Genomic DNA, 18503 nt, shown 5'->3' with positions numbered 1-18503 from the left:
GATCATGACGAACTCTTTTGACGCGCCTCTCAACGAAGCATTGCGTGACGTGATGCTCGCGCTTTATTTGCACGAAGCCGTGCCTAACGATGAATACCTCATCGAGCAAAAACTGAACCTGCAGATCAAGACAGCCAACGACCTTTATGAGTACTGGTTACTTGATGTGCTGGTCACCCAGAATGTTCCGACCAGTCCGGTAGCCTGCGCGATTGCCAGTTATCAGCAATTGATCAACGGCCTGCTCCTCAACATGGAGCCCGGTTACAGCAATGACAGCCTCACGCCCCAACAAAGCAAAACCTGGCGCGACGGGCTCAATCGCTACCCGATCTGGTCGGCGATTCAGCAATTGCGTCTCTTTCCTGACATTTATCTGGACCCGACCCTGCGCCTGTCCAGGACCTCCAGTTTCGAGCAATTGCAAAACGACCTCAATCAGGCACAGATTCAGCCGGAGACCGTGCAGACTGCCGTGCTCGCCTATCTGGCGCGGTTTGAAGAAGTCGCCAACCTGAAAATCTGCAACGGTTATATCGACGGTGAAGACTTCGCCAACAGCACCTATTACTTTGTCGGCAAATCACCAGCGGAAAACGCTTATTACTGGCGCTCGCTGGACATGTCGCAACGGGCAGTGAAACAACCGGCCGGCACGCCAGATGAAATCCCGGACAAATACGACAAACCGCTACCCAATGCCTGGACAGATTGGCAGAAGGCCAACGTGCCGATTTCCGAGAAAGCGCTGGAACATACCGTTCGCCCGTGCTGGTTCAACAACCGCTTGTTCATCGTATGGGCCGAAGTTGAACTTCAGGATGATGACGCCTTTGAATCTGGAGAACCAGGGACAAAAGCTGCAGACATCCTGAAATCCCACCCACGCTTTCGCTTGTATGCCAGTTACAAGAAATACGATGACAGTTGGAGTACGCCGCGGGTTTATATCGAGAGTTATTGCACGACCAAGGCGCTGGTTGATCGATCAATAGAAGAGATCCAACAAGAGACTCAAACCATCGCGGTGTATGACCACTCGACGTCCCCGGAGTCGATGGTTCTCATGTTGTATTCACATTATCAGGACAGCAGCGAACCAAGTACCGACAAATATGATTTTCTGCGCACGGTGCGTATCGACAAGAACTTAAATGTAACACCGCTGTTTCCCTCGTCGGGCGTGGTGCCCGATGTCAAGCGAGATGGACTGCCTGTCCACGCAACTTCTGATACCACTAGAGCGCATGTAATGCTCATCGGGAAAATCTTCGCCAAGGATAATGCTCATCGCTTTCAGTATTGGCTCCCTTCAGGCACACGGGAGTTTGGCAGCGTAGAACACAAAACCCCGCATGAAGAAAGTGACACCTGGAACTTTAACCGTTGGCAGCCAACAATCACGACCAGTGAAAAAGACGTCGACATCATTTATGACTCGACAAATTCCAATATCGAGTTGACGGTGAGGCTGGACGGCAGCTTCGAAAGTTATCGACAACTTCAGATTCTGGTTTACGCCGAGGAGGACAAGACCGTTTTGATGTTCAGGGTGACACTTAGATTCGATCTTGATTTCAGCTCTAAGTATTTCGAAGATTTTGAGTGGTGGATTCCTCTCCTTCCCGGATCAACCATTGAACCTGTTGGCACCGATTTTATGGATATCGGCGATACGGCGTTCTGCTTTAAAGGGAATCCTGATTCTCTTCGCAGCTTGATTGCAGACCGCCATTTACGCACTGAATTCACCGCACCAGCCACTCAGAAGGGATCTTCCGCTTCGCTGTCGGATAAAAGAGCGAACATGTTTATCCTCGCACACCTGTTGAGCGATCAATCTGCGTCCTTTTTGTCCTTTTGGCGCCGTAGCCCTGCCGGCGAGAAAGAAATCGCGCTTAACCCCCCCGCTACCCGTAACACTAACGGCCCGTTGGGTTACGGCTATCAGTTTTTCATCGCGCATCCTATCGATGTCAGCTCAGATACACCGCCCACGACATTCGCCGAAATGCGAACGCTCGCTGCCACGCATATGACCGATGTTATTTCCAAAGACTCGACTCTGACCCACTCGTTTTCGATTGATCAAACCACGCTGCAGCCCGACGGCTGGCCCGTAAGCTGGCCTGATAGTGGCTCATTGAACATTCCGCTGATCTATGGAGTGCTGGTTTATGACCGGCACTCGATGTATACCGCTCTGGTTGGCGGTGCTCTGAAAATGCTTTCCATCGGCTGGGCCGAATTGCCTCCCGCGGGGGTACAAACAGCCCCCAGTATCAACGACGTGGACAACCCGTCTCTGGGGGACAGCGCTTCACTGGGCAAAGCGCAATTCATTGACTTCACCAACTCAAGCATCCAGTTCAGCGATGGAGGTAAAAAGCTTGTCCGGGCGCCTGTGCGCATGAACACCACCTTCGCCCGGCAATTGATCAACCTTGCCGAGAGCGGCATGGACAACCTGCTGAGTTGGGAAACCCAGACACAGCACACTGAACCGCCGATCCCCGACGGCCTCGGTGCGCAATCGATGGATTTTTCCGGGGCGTACTACCTGTATTTCCTCGAGCTGTTTCTGTATTTGCCGTGGCTGGTGGCGTACCGCTTGAACGAGGAACAGCAACACGACGAAGCGAAACACTGGCTGGCTTATCTGTTCAATCCGGCGCGGCAAAGCGCTGACCCCGGGCATCCTGGTTATTGGCAGGCCGTGCCGCTGGAGCAACCGGTGTGGCCCGGCCCGGCAGATCCCAGCCAGGCGATTCTCTACCCTGACGATCCGCATCAGATTGCCCTGAGCTTTCCAGTGCATTTCAAGAAAGCCTTATACGGCCTCTACATCGACATCGAGAGCAATCAGGCTGACCAGGCTTATGGAGAGCTGACCCCGGACGGTCTGGCGGAAGCCAAATTACGCTACGTGCACATTCTCGATTTGCTCGGACCACGCCCCGATGTGCGCCAGGCCGACGACTGGGTACCGGTTACGCTGGAGGAATTGAGTTCAGCGGAAAATAACGACCTGCGCCAGTTCGAACAACAGCTCATTACTGCTCAGCGGCAACTGCAGGAGCAACCGCCACTGCGCATCGGCACCGCCCCGTACTCTGAGCCGGCACCGCTCTTGTGCCTGAGGCCGTATGGCGCTGGCACATCGCTGGCGAGCGTCGACAATCCCTATCTGCGGCGTCCGTTCAATCCCGAGCTGATCAAGCGCTGGGACCGTGCCGAGAGTCGCTTGTACAATTTGCGCCACAACCTCGACATGGCCGGCGCGCCCTTGCACCTGCCGTTGTTCGCGACACCGCTCGATCCGCGCGCCCTGCTCAATGCCTGGGGCCAGGGTTTGTCCGGCGCGGCGCTGAGTCGCCTGTTGAGCCCGCAGATTCCTCACTACCGCTTCAGTTTCATGTTCGCTTTGGCGCAGAACGCCGTCGACAGCGTAATCCAGTTCGGTTCGACGCTGTTGTCGCTGATTGAACGCAAGGAGCAGGCGCAATATCTGGAACTGCAACAGCAACAAGCGTGGAATCTGGCGAAGGTGGCGGTGGATATGCAAACGCAGGCCATGAAGATTGATGAGAAAAACAAGGAGGTTTTGCTGGCGAGTCAGGCGTTCAACTCGGAAAGGGTCAACTATTACCAACAGTTGGTAGATGAGGGGTTAAGCCGTAACGAAACGATTTCAAGTGCGTTACGGTTGAGGGCCAATACAAATGAATTTGGACTTGCGACAATTGAGAAATCGGCGAGCCTCGCAACCGGGTTACCAAACATCTTTGGACTTGCGGCAGGCGGGATCAACTGGGGAGCACTGGGTCAAGCAGTTGCTCATATCATTGGAGGCGAAATCCTTGCTGATAAAGCTGCAGCAACCTCCGCCGAGCTTACTTCGCAATTCGACCGACGCGGCGCGGACTGGATGTTCGCCCTTGACCAATCAAAACTCGAAGCCGAACAAATCAAAGCCCAACTCGCCGTCTACGAAGAGCAACACAAAGCCACCCAACTGCAACTGCGCCAGGCACAAACTGCACTCAACCAGGCCAAGGCCACTCATGACTTCCTGCTGAGCAGCAACCGCTTCAGCAAATCCCAGACCTACGACTGGCTCAACAGCAAGTTCGCCGGTTTCTACAGCACCGCCTTTACCACTGCGCAGTCTCTGTGCCAGGCCGCCGAAGCCTGCTGGCAATACGAGATGGGCAATTTCACCCAGTCGTTCGTCCGCCCCGGCGCGTGGAATGCCACTTACCGCGGGCTTGGAGCCGGGGAAGTGTTGAAAATGAATCTGCAGCAAATGTACAGCAGCTACTTGCAGCACAACCGCCGCGATCTGGAAATCAGAAAAACCGTATCGCTTAAAGAATTGAAGGCCAAGGCCCCCGATGCCTCGCTGAATAAAACCTGGGCCGAGATCAAGACTTCGCTGGAAACCGACGGCACGTGCGAGTTCGAACTGACGCACAAAATGTTCGAGGATGATTACGCCGGAGAAAATCATTATCTGCGCCGCATCAAGACCATCAGCGTGACCCTTCCCGGTGTAATCGGACCTTATCAGGATATTTGCGCCGTGCTGAAACAGACTCGCAGCAAGGTAGAAATGGCTGCCACACCGGGCAGCAATACCCGGGAGAATCTGCGGGTGAGCCAGCAGATTGCCCTGTCGACTTCGCTGCAGGACAACGGCATGTTCCAGCTCAATTTCCAGGACGAACGCTACCTGCCGTTCGAGTACACCGGGGCCATTTCTGCCTGGAGCCTGACGTTTCCGAACGACAAATCTCGAGAGCTCATGCTCAAATCCCTCACCGATATCATTGTGCACGTGAGCTACACCGCCCGCTGCGAAGGCGGTTCGCTATGAACCAACAAGAGCAGCCGCAAACCCCGACAATGCAGATCAACACCCCGACCCTGCCCAAGGGCGGCGGTGCCATTCAGAGCATCGGCAAGGGCTCGGCCGGTGTGGGCACCAAGGGCACAGCATCGCTGGAGTTGCCGCTACCGATTTCCCCCGGGCGCGGTTTTGCCCCTGCGCTGGGTCTCGGCTACAGCAGCGGCACCGGCAACAGCCCCTGCGGGATTGGCTGGCAACTGACGGTCAATGCAGTCACCCTGCGCACGGTCAAAGGCGTGCCGGCCTATGACGGTACTGATGAGGTGGTCGGGCCTGACGGCGATGTCTGGATGCCCGAGCGCAATGAAAGCGACGGCCAATTGATTTCCCGCAGTGCCTCCACCTACAACGGTCTGACGTTGCCAACGACTTATGATGTAGTGCGCCACTGGCCGCGGGTCGAAGGCGCGTTCAGCCTGATCGAGCATTGGTCGAGCGCCGCCGACACGCCAGGTTTCTGGCTGCTCCACGGTGCCGACGGCAGTCTGCATATGTATGGCAGCACTGCCCTGTCACGCCGGGCCGACCCCAGTGATCCATTGCGGGTCGGGGTCTGGCTGATCGACGAAAGCCTCAACACTCGCGGCGAGCACATCGTTTATCACTACAAGGCCGACACCGAAGCGCCCGTCGCACCGCAGTTTCGCGATTACCGTGCGCAGCGTTACCTCAGCCGCGTGTGCTACGGCAATGTTACGGCTGATCCGCATCTTTATGCCTGGCAGGCGAATAGCCGGGAACAGCCGCAATGGCACTTTCAACTGCTGTTCGATTATGGCGAGCGCAGCACCGACCTCGCACAGGTGCCGACCTTTGCCGAACAGCAGAGCTGGCCCGAGCGCAGTGACCCCTTCTGGATTTACGCCTACGGTTTCGAATTGGGGACGCGGCGTCTCTGCCGCCAGGTGCTGATGTTTCATCAGTTTCCCGAACTGGGTGAAGACCCGGTGCTGGTGCAGCGCCTGCTGCTGCAATACCGCAGCAGTCCGCTGGGCTACAACCAGCTCAGTGCCGCGCACCAACAGGCCTATGACGGCCTCGGCCAGATCGAAAGCCGGCCACCGATGGAGTTCGCTTACAACGCATTCGATCTCGAGCCGACCGTGCAGGGCTGGACAAGATTTCCCGACATGCCCGGGCTCAATGACGGCCAGCAATACCAAATGGTCGATCTATACGGCGAGGGATTGTCAGGCGTGCTGTGTCGCTATGACCAGGCCTGGTATTACCGTGAGCCAATGCGCGCACAGGCCGGTGGCGACGAAGTCGACTACAGCGACTGGCAACGCCTGGAACATGCGCCTACGGCTGATCGCGACAAACCGGTGCATCAATCCCTGACCGACCTGACCGGCGACGGCAGGCTCGACTGGCTGCTTGTCGCGCCAGGAATGTGCGGTTATTTCACGCTCGACCCGCAGCGCAACTGGTCCGGTTTTCTGCCCTTCGATGCGTTCCCGGCCGAATTTTCCCATTCGATGGCACAAATGACGGATCTGATGGGTGACGGTCTGAGCCACCTGACGCTAATCGGCCCGCGCAGTGTACGTCTGTATGCCAACCGTCGCGCCGCCGGGTTCGCCGCCGGCGTCGATGTGCCTCATACCGAAAAAACTGCCACAGGCACAGACGATGACCTGCCCGTGCTCAGCAATACGCCGACCGAACTGGTGGCGTTTGCCGATGTGCTGGGCAGTGGCCAGCAACATCTGGTGCGCATCCGCCACGATGAAGTCAAATGCTGGCCGAATCTTGGACGTGGACGGTTCGGCAAGGGCTTCGTGCTGTGCGCCCTGCCCTTCGCCTACAGCGAGTTCAACGCGTCACAGGTGCTGCTGGCCGACCTCGACGGTTCGGGCGCGGCCGATCTGATCTACCTGGAAACCGAACGCCTGCGGGTGTTCATGAACCACGCCGGTAAAGGTTTCGAACAGGTCTCCGTCGATTTGGCCTGGCCGGAGGGATTGGCCTACGACTCGCTCTGGCAAGTCAGCGCCGCCGATTTGCAAGGTGTGGGCTGCTCCAGCCTGATCGTGACATTGCCGCACATGTCGCCACGGCACTGGCGCTGCGACTTCATCAAAGCCAAGCCCTATTTGTTGAACCGCAGCTGCAACAACATGGGCGCCAGCAGCGGCGTGACCTATCGCAGCTCGGCGCAGGAATGGCTGGACGAAAAACGCGAGCAGCAAGCCGCTGGCATTGAACATCCGGCGTCGGCGCTGCCGCTGGCCATGCACCTGGTGAGCCGGCAGACCCAGCACGATGAGATCACCGGCAACACCCTGACGCAGACTTTGCATTATCGCGGCGGCTACTACGACCGCTTCGAGCGCGAATTTCGCGGTTTTCGCCTGTTGCTGCAAAACGACACCGAAGCAACGGTGGCCGAGCGTGCGACCGTCGGCTTCACCGCCCCCATCCTCAGCAAGACCTGGTTCCACACCGGCGAGGCGATCGATCCGCCGAGAAGCGGTTACTACGCTGGCGACATTGAGGCGGTCGAACTCAAACCGACTTTGCTGCAGAACTACCACGTCAATGACGGTGCAGCGCAATCCTTCACTGTGGCCGATGACGACAGCGCCCGAGAGATCGCTCGCACCCTGAGCGGCCGGGTGCTGCGTTCGGAGGTCTACGCGGCGGACGATAACCCGGATACCGCCGTGCCCTATGTGGTTCAAGAGCATCGCTACGGCGTGCGGATATTGCGGCCTAAAAGCAACTATCAACCGTACGCGGTTATCTTGCCGCTGGATCTCGAATCGCTGAGCTACCAATACGAGCCATGGCTGGCTGATGATCCGTTGTGCCAGCACCAACTGAGCCTTGAGTGGGACGCCTACGGCAGCAGCTTGCATGGTTTCACGGTGAACTACGCGCGACGCCGAACCCTGGCCGACACGCCACCGTTCAGCGATGAGCATCAGCAGAATTGGTGGCGGGACGCCCATGACGATGCGCAACAGAAGTGGTATCTGAGCCAAACCAGAGCGCAACCGATCCACCTGCCGGATACCGAGGCATGGCGCCTGGGCCTGCCCTTCCAACAGCGCAGCAATGCGCTGGTGCTGGAGAAAAACGCGCTGAGCCCGGCGCAGATCAGCCACGAACATTTTTTACAGATGAGCGGCGACGACGGCGAGTGGGCGAAACAGGCCGTGCTGGCCAGTCTGTCATTGCAGCGCTACATCAACCCGCAAAATGCTCAGACCCTTGAACCCGGCGAGGCCACCTTCGCGGGTTTGCCGGGGTATGTGGAAAGGGCGGAACTGGATGCCATCGCCCTGAGCGCTTACGACAAGCTCAAGAATGCCGACGGCGAAATGCCCTTCAACCTGAAAGAAAAACTCGAATCGCCAGAAGTCGGCTATCACATCATGCCGCTGTTTTTGCCAGCCGCCGCAGAGACTGCAATCGCCGATCCGGACGATGCGAAGAACTATTTGTGGTCGGTGCATCGAGGCTTCCCCACTTACCACGGGTTCGACAGCTTCTATAACGTGGAGAAATACCGCGAAACCCGCAGTCATGGCGAAACCCTGATCACCTATGACGCGTACTGGTGCCTGACCACCGCCGTGACCTTGCCCGACGGTTGTACCACCCGCAGCCTCGATGTGGATTACCGCACCTTTCTGCCGGCGTCCATCGAAGACGCCAACCGCAATATCCAGGAAGCACGCTACAACGCGTTCGGCGAGCCGTTGGTCAGCAGTTTCCATGGCACCGAACTGGGCGAGCCGGTGGGCTTCGACCCATTGAGCAGCTACGTGCCGCCGCCAGACCGCGATCCGACGGTTGCCATTGCCGACCCGAAAAACGCCATCGGCCGGTTCGCCAGCGCCAGTTTCTGGGACACCTTCAGCTGGATGGGCCGCGTCTCGCGCAACCCGCCACCTGCCTCGGACTGGTTGCAGTGGGCAACGAATAACGGCTTCATACTGCCCAGCGGACACCTTTGCGATCACGCCCGACAACACCTCGCCGGTCTGGAAAATCCCGACGCCAACGAGACGCTGCTGCTGCAGCAGATCAACGCGGCGCAACGCGAACCCGTGTACTCCGTCGCGCTGCTGGCGGACCGTTATCCCGGCGACCCCGAGATGCAAGTGCGGGTCAGTATCGCCTGCCTCGACGGCTTCGGCCGCTCGTTGCAGACCAAGCAGGAAGTCGAACCGGGCCTATCCTGGCAGGTCGATGAAAACGGTGAGTTGATCCTCAACGCCGACGGCCAACCGATAGAAGCCGAGGTATCGCAACGCTGGCGTGTCAGCGAACCGGTGGAATACAACAACAAAGGCGAAAAAGTGCGGATCTACCGGCCCTACTTCGCCGATCAGCCGCGCTACATCAATGACCGATCAATGCGCGCGCATGCCTTTCATGATCAGCAGTTCTACGACGCCGCAGGACGTCCGACCGAAACCGTGCTGGCGAAACAAATGCTGCAGGGCAATCCGCCGACAATGAAACACCTGCGCCGGCAAGTCTGGTACTGGATCTGGTGCAACGTGGCCTTCGACGAAAATGATTTGTTCGAGCCGCCGCCGGAACAACGGAGGCGTAACTGGTGGTCATGAATCCGGGCATCCATGCACAGACGCCGAACCTCGCCGCCATCGACAGTCGTGGTCTGCCGGTGCGCCAGGTGGCCTATTGGCGCGAGGACGCCAGCGAGCCTGAGGCGCGCATCACCGCCCGTCACCATGACGCTGCCGGGCGGTTGGTGGCGCAGCGAGATCCACGTTTGTTCGCCGACACATCAGCCCCGGCCAACCTCATCACGGTGTATTCACTGACCGGACAGGTCCTGACTACGCAGAGTGTCGATGCCGGATGGCGAGTCAGCTTGTTGGGTGAAGCGCGTCAAGCGCTGCACGGTTGGGATGGCCGGGGCAGCCAACGCACAATACAATACGACGAACAACTGCGGCCACTGGCACTGTTTGAACACCCCCGCGACGGTCAGCCTTTGTGCGCGGAGCGGTATGGTTATGGCGGCAGCGATCCGACGTTCGCCACACGTAACCAGTGCGGGCAACTGATACGGCACGACGATCCGGCCGGCACACAGTTGTTCGAACAGTTCGGATTGACGGGTGGGGTTGTGCAGCAGACTCGACATTTTCTGCGTGCGCTGGACGGCCCCGACTGGCCAGCGCTTGAAAGCGAACGCGACACGTTGCTTGAGACCGGCGCCGGAGCAATAAGCCGCTCGCTCTTCAATGCACCGGGTGAAGTGATTGAGCAGACCGATGCCAAAGGTAACCGGCAGTTTTTCAGTCAGACCTGCGATGGACAGTTGCACGAAGTACGCCTGCAACTGGATAAACAACCCCAACCGAAAACTCTGGTCAACTCCATCCAGTACAACGCCCAAGGCCAGACCGAGCAGGAAACCGGCGGCAACGACGTGATCACCGCACTGCACTATGCGCCCGAAGATGGTCGCCTGACCCGACTGCAAGCCAGACGCAACGACGAACTCCTCCAAGACTTGCACTATGCCTATGACCCGGTCGGCAATGTCATCAGCATCGAAGACGCCGCCCTGCCGATTCGCTACTTCGCCAACCAGCGCATAGAGCCGATCAACCGCTATGGGTATAACAGCCTCTATGAGTTGGTCAAAGCAACGGGATGGGAGGCTGGTGGCGCCAATCAGGGCCCGTCGTTTTTGGCATTCAACGATCCGGCCGCAGTCACCCAATACACCCAGACCTACCGCTATGATCGCGGTGGCAATCTACTGGAACTGACTCACGAAGGCGCGCAAAAACACAGTCATCGTTTACTCCCCGCGGCCCAAAGCAATCGCTGTCTACCCGTGTTGGATGGCGTGGAACCGAACGAAGAAGATTTCCGCAACGGCTTCGATGCCAATGGCAACCTGCTCGCCCTGCAACCGGGGCAGTCTTTGCATTGGGATGTGCGCAACCAGTTGCGCGGAGTCCAAACGGTTCAGCGTGACGCTGCGGCTGACGATAGTGAGCGCTACGTTTACGGCGCCGACGGCATGCGCCTGCGCAAAATGCAGCAGATGCAAACCAACTCCCGCACGCTGATCGCTGAAGTGCGTTATCTGCCCAATCTGCAAATCCGCACCCACAGCGGCACGGGCGAAACGCTGCAGGTCATCAGTGTTCAGGCCGGGCGCAACAGCGTGCAGGTGTTGCACTGGGAATCCGAGCCGCCCCAAGGCATCGCCAACGATCAACTGCGTTACAGCCTCAACGACCATTTGGGTTCCTGCACGCTGGAACTCGACAGCGCCGGCCAGGTAATGAGTCATGAGCGTTATCACCCTTTCGGCACCACCGCGTGGTTTGCCGGGCGCGGGGAAATCGAAGCGAGTTATAAAACGCTGCGCTATTCGGGCAAGGAGCGGGATGCGACGGGGCTTTATTACTATGGGTTCAGGTATTACGTGGCGTGGATGCAACGCTGGATCAATCCTGATCCAGCGGCGGATGTTGATGGCTTGAACCTTTATCGTTTTGTCCGCAATAACCCGATCATGTGGGTAGATGCCGAAGGCTTGGCGCCGGTGACGCTTTTATATGGGTTTGAACATGTCAGATCACGTGTCCTGAATGGCCTTGCCACAGCGTCGCCACAGCAAAGCTTCGTTCGTATCGATGAAATCAATGACGCTCTCCAAATCAATATGGAAAACGCTTCTTCAGACTTTGAAGGGTTCAACGAAATGATCCGCGAAGGAATTGAAGTAGAGGACGACAACGTCGATTACTTTATGCAGGCCACCCCCAGTTACCGAGGCACGCCTGCAGAGGCCCGAAATTTGCTGCAAGGTTGGTCCGACTATTTGAAAAGAAACGCTGCGGCATTTGATATCACCCGAAAAATCCAGAGTTATGAAACAACATCCACCAAGGAAGTCGGCCAATTCTGGAAAAAAAACCTGCGTGAGCCGCTGTCGGAGCACGAGGTCCAAAATGTTACTTCAACGCTACAAGACAGTCCCGAGGCGTTGTTCTCCTTGCGCACTGCCAGTTCGATCAAAGCAGGAGACGCCGTGATCAATTGGCAGTTCCGTCAATTCTCAAAGCTGGCATTGGACTGGATGGCAGGCACCTCTGAAGCCGGGGAAAACTCAGGCGTGGTGTTTTTGGATGTCATTGCCCGATCCCCCGATTTTGTGTTCAAAGAGTTTGCACAAGAAACGTTTACAACCAAACCTTACAAAGACGCCGGAGCGGTCTATGGAAAATCCTATAACCCGATTACACATTCCGAACGTCGCCATCTACAACAGCAAATGGCCAAGCCCGGCTCAAATTATGCCAAAAGAGTACAAATGATCGGTCTTGATCAGGCCAGGCAGTTGTCGAACGCATAGACTTCCAAGAGCCAGATTAAACACCAGAAACCTTGCGTGACAGTGGCGGGGAAATTACATATCCGTCATGTGCCGGGCACTCTTTCGAAGCCGGACACAAAACCACCTGTGGGAGCCCGCCTGCTGGCGATGGCCGGGGCGATCGGCGCGGGGACATCGCCTACCGCTATGGCTATCCGGCTTTGACAGCCAGATCCTGTTGACGGTGATTGTTATGCTGGTGGCTTTGGTGGCGGTGATTCAGTTTGGTGGGGACCAGTTGGCGCGGGGGTGGAAAGAGCGCTGAAGCAAGTTAAAAGTATCGCAACCGTTTTCTACCTCAATGGCGCACAACCGCGCCTAAAAGGGTACGAGTGCTCATTAGCCTCGTACCCTTTGACAAATATTTGATCGAAAACACTAAGTACTTTTTGAGCCCATTATTGAGTGTCGGGCATGCAACCCCAATGCCGCGAATATAATACTGTCTGCATTTTCAGTTGCCATTACTGCCCTAACATCCGGACGACTATTAAACAAGGCAACCGCTTTATCAATATCGAGAGCTGAAACTGAAACTCTCGAATATTTAGCAACTGCATCAATAAAAGTATCACGAACATTGTCAGGCATCTCTGGAGGAAAAATCTGGTTCGCCGTCAACTCACCTAACATCAAATGTTTCGAACTGAGTTGCGGCCGCTGTTTATCCAAATAAAAATAGTCCTCACTACCGATCCCCATAGTACCGAAGTGCGTGACTTCATGACCAATTTGCGCCACCAACGCGTCTGATTTGACATCAGTTCCGTTAACAAATATTCGCTTATGTGGGTCATCAGCATACACCCACATAACCAATGTTTTATTGGGGTTGTCAACAGCTACAAACTTATCGTTCCCCGAAGAGCTATTTAGCTCTTTGAACACGTTCCCTGCTCGTAAAAAAGCATCATAAACTTTAACCGACAAATATTGACTCTCATACTCAGAGCCAAAAAAATCTTTCAAAATCCCCGCATACTCACGGGACTCCGATACTACAGCGTTTATTCCGGCAGCGTAAACATCTTCGGCCTGGCTTAAGCTTTCCCTTATAAGTTCTCCCGAATTCTCCGGAAACTCTTCCAAACCACGTGCGAGAACAGTACCTCCCAGAGAGGCATGCGTCTCCCACTCATCTTCTCTTCCTTCATAAATTCGGCCATCCAAATCCTTTCGACTTACTGGATCATTTGAAACGAAGATAAAAATATTCAACCCATTAACAGGACCCGCCGGATCTGGATTAATCCACCGCTGCAACCACGGCGCGTAATACCGATAACCATAATAATAAAGCCCCGTCGAATCCCGCTCTTTCCCTGAGTAGCGAATCGCTTTACTTTTCGCCGCCACTGCATTTTTACCCGCCCAGCACGCCGTGCCACCAAACGGATAATAATGCTCCTGACTCAAAATCCCCGCGCCATCGTCCAACTCCAGAACGCTGGAACCGAGATGATCACTCAGGCTGTAACGCAGTTGATCGCTTTCAGCGCCATCAGGCCAATGCAGCATTCGCACCTGATTACGCCCGGCCGCGACACTGATCACATGCCGCTCTTTTCCGTTCGCTTCGCGATGCACCTCAAGACCCGGCAGATAAAGCACTTCTGATTTCAAGGTTTGCCCGGAGGTCTGGCTGAGGCGTGTTTTGCGCAAGCGATGGCCGGGGCGGTCGTAGACATAACTTTCGTCGTCATTTGGCTCGTCCTGGCGTTGCACCAGCGTCACTCGCCTCAGTTGATTGCGCACATTCCAGCTCATGGCCTGTCCGCGCTGCAATTGCAACTGATTGCCAGCGAGATCAAATCCTTCCGAAATCTGCGGTTCTCCCGGCAGCGAGCCATCGTCGCGCTGCCCCAGACTTCGATTGCTGTAAGCAGAGGTAAACATCGAAAAACCCGGCGCATCGCTGTGATGACGGGTGAGCAGATTGCCCGCCGCGTCGTAATTGAATGTCTGGATATAGTTGCGCCGCTGATTCGGGTCCAGCGGTGTGGGCAGCAGATCCGGTAATGCCGGGCCATGGCTCGGCTGGCTGACTTCCCAGCCTTTGGCCTGAACCAGTTGATACAGGCTGTCATATCGATAGCGGCTGACCGGCTCGATGCGCTGCTGATTGAAGTAAGTCACGGCTTGGGTTTTGTCTTCGAGGCTGACGATATTGCCCACCGGGTCGTAGACGTAGTGCAGATTCTGCAAGGGTGTTTGTTCGCCGACGGCTGCGCTGAGCTTCAGCAGCCGACCATCCTCAGGGCTGTACTCTGCGCGTGTCGTGACACCATCACCGGCAGTCTCATGTTCGATCTGCCCGTGCGCGTTGTAACGGATAGCCGTGACCAGGCACTTGGGTTGCCTATCCGCGCCGGCCAAGTGCAACCACATCGCAGACAGTTTGCCCGCCACGTCGTGATGGAAGGTTTGGGCATGGCCCAAGGCATCGGTCTGCTCTTTCAATTCGCCCGTGGGATAGAAAACGTAGCGGGTAGCGTAGGACTGCTCCTCCAGAAACACATCACGGTGTTCAGGGTCGCCAGGCCAGTCGGGCAGATTGAGGTCCGTCAGCATGCGCCGCGATTCGACCAGTCCGGCACCGGCCAGACCATAGTCGCTAATGAGCCGGGCCCCCGCCGGGTCATCATGGCGGATCAGGCGACCGCACTGATTGTGCTGGGCAAAGACATCATCCGCATCGGCATAGCTCAATCGCTCAACCACACGAGGCGGTTCGCCACGGGCCTGCTCCGTCATAACAATCAGGCGCTGCAGGTCGTCATAGTCGCTATTGCATTCGCTACCTCGGGCGTCCCAGGAGCAACGCAATGAGCCGGCCTGATCCGGCAGACTCAACTGCCACCCGGCATCGACGCTGTCCGTCAGCAATGCCTGCCCGCTCAATCCGTACGTGGTAGCCAGGTTCGGCTTCGGCGCCGTTCCCCACAATCGCGGATCCCACGATGCCATCTGACGCCCCGCTGCATCGAACACATGCCGGGTAATGCGCGGGTCGATGTCGGGCGAGTCCGGATGCCGGCAATAGCCGACGCTGCGGATCATCAGCGAACGGGAATCGATGACCGATAGCGTCGGCGTAGCGGTATCGTGATGAACATCCATGGTCACAAGCGTCCTTTCTCACCTTTGAGTGAAGAATGAGCGTTTTGGGGGTTTACCGATACTGTAAGAACTAACAGGCGCCATCCCGGCGACGGGCGAGTTGATAGAGACGCTTTAGCGCAACCTGCAGGAGTGCGCCTGCTCGCTATTACGGTAAACCGGGCAGCAAAGAAAACGGCACCTTCCGGTGCCGTTCGCTTTCTGCATTTCAGCTGTTACTTACGCGCATCCGCCCATGATTTCAGCAGTTCGCTATAACTCACCGTTTCACCCTTCGGCTTCTCATTGGCCAGTTTCGGCTTCGGTGCGCCCGGTTGGTCAAACCAGTATTGCGCATCGCGTTCCGGGTTCATTTTCGGTGCGCACACGGCTTGGGCCTTGGAGCGCTCGAGGCGTTCCATGATGCGGTCCTGATCCTTCGCCAGACCATCGAGCGCTTGTTGCGGGGTCTTCTCGCCGCTGGCCGCTTCGGCGATGTGGCTCCACCACAGTTGCGCCAGACGCGGGTAGTCCGGCACGTTGGTCCCGGTCGGGGTCCATTGCACGCGGGCCGGGCTGCGATAGAACTCGACCAGGCCACCGAGTTTCGGCGCCATGTCGGTCATGGCCTGCGAGTTAATGTCCGACTCACGAATCGGCGTCAGGCCGACGATGGTTTTCTTCAGCGAAACGGTTTTCGAAGTCACAAACTGCGCATACAGCCACGCCGCCAGTTTCTGCTTCTCAGGCGTGGACTTCATGAACGTCCACGAACCCACGTCCTGATAACCGAGCTTCATGCCCTCTTCCCAATACGGCCCGCGCGGCGATGGCGCCATGCGCCATTTCGGCGTGCCATCGGCGTTGACCACCGGCAGGCCCGGTTTGGTCATGTCGGCGGTGAACGCGGTGTACCAGAAGATCTGCTGAGCGATGTTGCCTTGCGACGGCACCGGGCCGGACTCGGAGAAGGTCATGCCGGCCGCTTCCGGTGGTGCGTATTTCTTCAGCCAGTCGACGTATTTGGTAGTGGCAAACACCGCCGCCGGGCCGTTGGTGTCGCCGCCGCGGGTCACGCTGGAACCGACCGGGTGGCAATCCTCGACGCGAATGCCCCACTCGTCCACCGGCAACCCGTTGGGAATGCCCTTGTCGCCACCGCCGGCCATGGAGAACCAGGCATCGGTGAAGCGCCAGCCCAGCGACGGGTCTTTCTTGCCGTAGTCCATGTGCCCGTAAACGCGTTTACCGTCGATTTCCTTGACGTCTTCGCTGAAGAATTTGGCGATGTCTTCATAGGCCGACCAGTTCACCGGCACGCCCAGCTCGTAGCCGTACTTTTCCTTGAACTTGGCTTTCAGGTCGGCGCGTTCGAACCAGTCGGCACGGAACCAGTACAGGTTGGCGAATTGCTGGTCGGGCAGTTGGTAGATCTTGCCGTCCGGTGCGGTGGTGAACGAGATGCCGATGAAGTCCTTGATGTCGAGGGTCGGCGAAGTGAAGTTCTTGCCTTCGTTGGCCATCAGGTCGGTGATCGATTCGGTCTTGCCGTAGCGAAAGTGCGTACCGATCAGGTCGGAGTCGTTGACCCAGCCGTCATAAATGTTCTTGTCCGACTGCATCACCGTCTGCATTTTCTCGACCACGTCGCCTTCCTGCAGCAGGTCGTGGGTGAGCTTGATCCCGGTGATTTCGCTAAAGGCCTTGGCCAGCACTTTCGATTCATATTCGTGGGTGGTCAGGGTCTCGGAAACGACCTTGATGTCCATGCCGCGAAATGGCTCGGCGGCCTTGATGAACCACTTCAACTCTTCCAGCTGCTGTTCGGCCGTCAGGGTCGAGGGCTTGAACTCGCTGCCGATCCATTTTTTCGCAGCATCTTCGTAGGCGTCGGCCCAGGCAGACGCGCTCAAACCGCTGAGTGCCAGCATGGCTGCCAATGAAATGCTATGTCGCAGCTTATTGTTTTTATCGAACATAGAGACCTCCTGTTTAAGTTGTGGAGCCGCATTGCCGAACGATTCGACTAGCCCCAACGCATCACAGCCAACAGCCACACCAGGGACAACGCGGACGCCACCCAGATGCTCCAGTCGGTGACGCCGATTACCAGCAAGTGCAGGTAGGCGCTGCCGAGAAGACCGATAAACAAGCGATCGCCACGGGTGGTGGCAATCGGCAGAAACCCTCGCCGCAAAATGCTCGGCGAGCGCAATTCCCAGGTGGTCATGCCCACCAGAATCAAACCGATGCCGATGAAGAACGCGGCGGTCGGTGTCGTCCAGCTCATCCATTCCATCATCAGCTCCTCAGACTCGACCGAGGGCAAAGCCCTTGGCCACGTGGTTGCGCACAAACCAGATCACCAGCATGCCCGGCAGGATGGTCAACACCCCCGCCGCCGCCAGCACGCCCCAGTCGATACCCGATGCCGACACGGTGCGGGTCATCACCGCCGCGATCGGCTTGGCGTTGACCGAGGTCAGCGTGCGCGCCAGCAGCAGTTCGACCCATGAAAACATGAAGCAGAAAAACGCCGTGACACCGATGCCGGAACCGATCAACGGGATGAAAATCTTCACGAAGAACTTGGGGAAACTGTAGCCGTCGATGTAGGCCGTTTCGTCGATCTCCTTGGGCACACCGGACATGAAGCCTTCCAGAATCCACACCGCCAGCGGCACGTTGAACAGGCAGTGCGCCAGCGCCACGGCGATGTGCGTGTCGAACAGGCCGATCGACGAATACAACTGAAAGAACGGCAGCAAAAACACCGCCGGTGGTGCCATGCGGTTGGTCAGCAGCCAGAAGAACAGGTGCTTGTCGCCGAGGAAACGATAGCGTGAAAACGCGTAGGCCGCCGGTAACGCCACGCTCAACGAGATCACGGTGTTTAGGCTGACGTAATACAGCGAGTTGAGATAACCGGTGTACCAGCTCGGATCGGTGAAGATCACCTTGTAGTTCGCCAGCGTGAAGGCCTGTGGGAAAAGCGTCAGGCCGCCGAGAATTTCGGTGTTGCTCTTGAACGACATGTTCAGCAGCCAGTAGATCGGCACCAGCAGGAACAGGATGTACACCAGCAACGGAATAAGCTTTCTCTTGCTCATG

General features: G+C 57.1%; 7 protein-coding genes and 1 pseudogene. 4 read left to right on the top strand and 4 right to left on the bottom strand.

Features of this window, described 5'->3' with window-relative positions:
* The first annotated feature begins 4 nt into the window (after positions 1–4).
* The 4 genes and pseudogenes from J3P75_RS10510 to J3P75_RS10495 form a co-directional block, all read left to right on the top strand.
* Entirely contained in the window at positions 5–4876 is a 4872-nt protein-coding gene (locus J3P75_RS10510; RefSeq protein ID WP_434710276.1) for a neuraminidase-like domain-containing protein, read from the top strand.
* Positions 4873–9492, top strand: a complete 4620-nt coding sequence (locus J3P75_RS10505; protein ID WP_434710274.1) for a SpvB/TcaC N-terminal domain-containing protein — start codon at positions 4873–4875, stop codon at positions 9490–9492. Before J3P75_RS10510 ends, J3P75_RS10505 begins: the two co-directional genes overlap by 4 nt.
* Positions 9489–12272, top strand: a complete 2784-nt coding sequence (locus J3P75_RS10500; RefSeq protein WP_434710272.1) for an RHS repeat domain-containing protein — start codon at positions 9489–9491, stop codon at positions 12270–12272. Before J3P75_RS10505 ends, J3P75_RS10500 begins: the two co-directional genes overlap by 4 nt.
* 126 nt (positions 12273–12398) lie before the next feature.
* A pseudogene (locus J3P75_RS10495) lies at positions 12399–12558 on the top strand (ABC transporter permease); the annotation flags it as partial.
* A gap of 113 nt (positions 12559–12671) precedes the next feature.
* On the opposite strand, the gene J3P75_RS10490 reads toward J3P75_RS10495, so the two are convergent.
* The 4 genes from J3P75_RS10490 to J3P75_RS10475 form a co-directional block, all read right to left on the bottom strand.
* Positions 12672–15413, bottom strand: coding sequence for an RHS repeat-associated core domain-containing protein (locus tag J3P75_RS10490; RefSeq protein WP_434710271.1), 2742 nt, complete (start codon positions 15411–15413; stop codon positions 12672–12674).
* Between the two features lie 215 nt (positions 15414–15628).
* The gene (locus J3P75_RS10485) at positions 15629–17371 is read right to left on the bottom strand and encodes an ABC transporter substrate-binding protein (RefSeq protein ID WP_090284389.1); all 1743 of its coding nucleotides are present in this window, start codon (positions 17369–17371) and stop codon (positions 15629–15631) included.
* Between the two features lie 47 nt (positions 17372–17418).
* A complete protein-coding gene (locus tag J3P75_RS10480; RefSeq protein ID WP_038861868.1) occupies positions 17419–17691 on the bottom strand; it encodes a DUF2160 domain-containing protein in 273 nt (90 codons plus the stop codon).
* Between the two features lie 10 nt (positions 17692–17701).
* Positions 17702–18502 (bottom strand): carbohydrate ABC transporter permease, encoded by an 801-nt coding sequence (locus J3P75_RS10475; RefSeq protein WP_090284391.1) that lies wholly within the window; start codon positions 18500–18502, stop codon positions 17702–17704.
* Between the last annotated feature and the right edge of the window lies 1 nt (position 18503).

The sequence above is a fragment of the Pseudomonas sp. R1-1 genome, from assembly GCF_051132135.1.
In the GTDB taxonomy this organism is placed as follows: domain Bacteria; phylum Pseudomonadota; class Gammaproteobacteria; order Pseudomonadales; family Pseudomonadaceae; genus Aquipseudomonas.
Note: the sequence above shows the minus strand (reverse complement) of the source record. Positions and strands in the feature narration are given on the sequence as shown.

Coding starts and splice junctions, on each gene's coding strand:
- J3P75_RS10485 (WP_090284389.1), bottom strand. CDS start 17,371: ATGTTCGATAAAAACAATAAGCTGCGACATAGCATTTCATTGGCAGCC.
- J3P75_RS10505 (WP_434710274.1), top strand. CDS start 4,873: ATGAACCAACAAGAGCAGCCGCAAACCCCGACAATGCAGATCAACACC.
- J3P75_RS10500 (WP_434710272.1), top strand. CDS start 9,489: ATGAATCCGGGCATCCATGCACAGACGCCGAACCTCGCCGCCATCGAC.
- J3P75_RS10490 (WP_434710271.1), bottom strand. CDS start 15,413: ATGGATGTTCATCACGATACCGCTACGCCGACGCTATCGGTCATCGAT.
- J3P75_RS10510 (WP_434710276.1), top strand. CDS start 5: ATGACGAACTCTTTTGACGCGCCTCTCAACGAAGCATTGCGTGACGTG.
- J3P75_RS10475 (WP_090284391.1), bottom strand. CDS start 18,502: ATGAGCAAGAGAAAGCTTATTCCGTTGCTGGTGTACATCCTGTTCCTG.
- J3P75_RS10480 (WP_038861868.1), bottom strand. CDS start 17,691: ATGGAATGGATGAGCTGGACGACACCGACCGCCGCGTTCTTCATCGGC.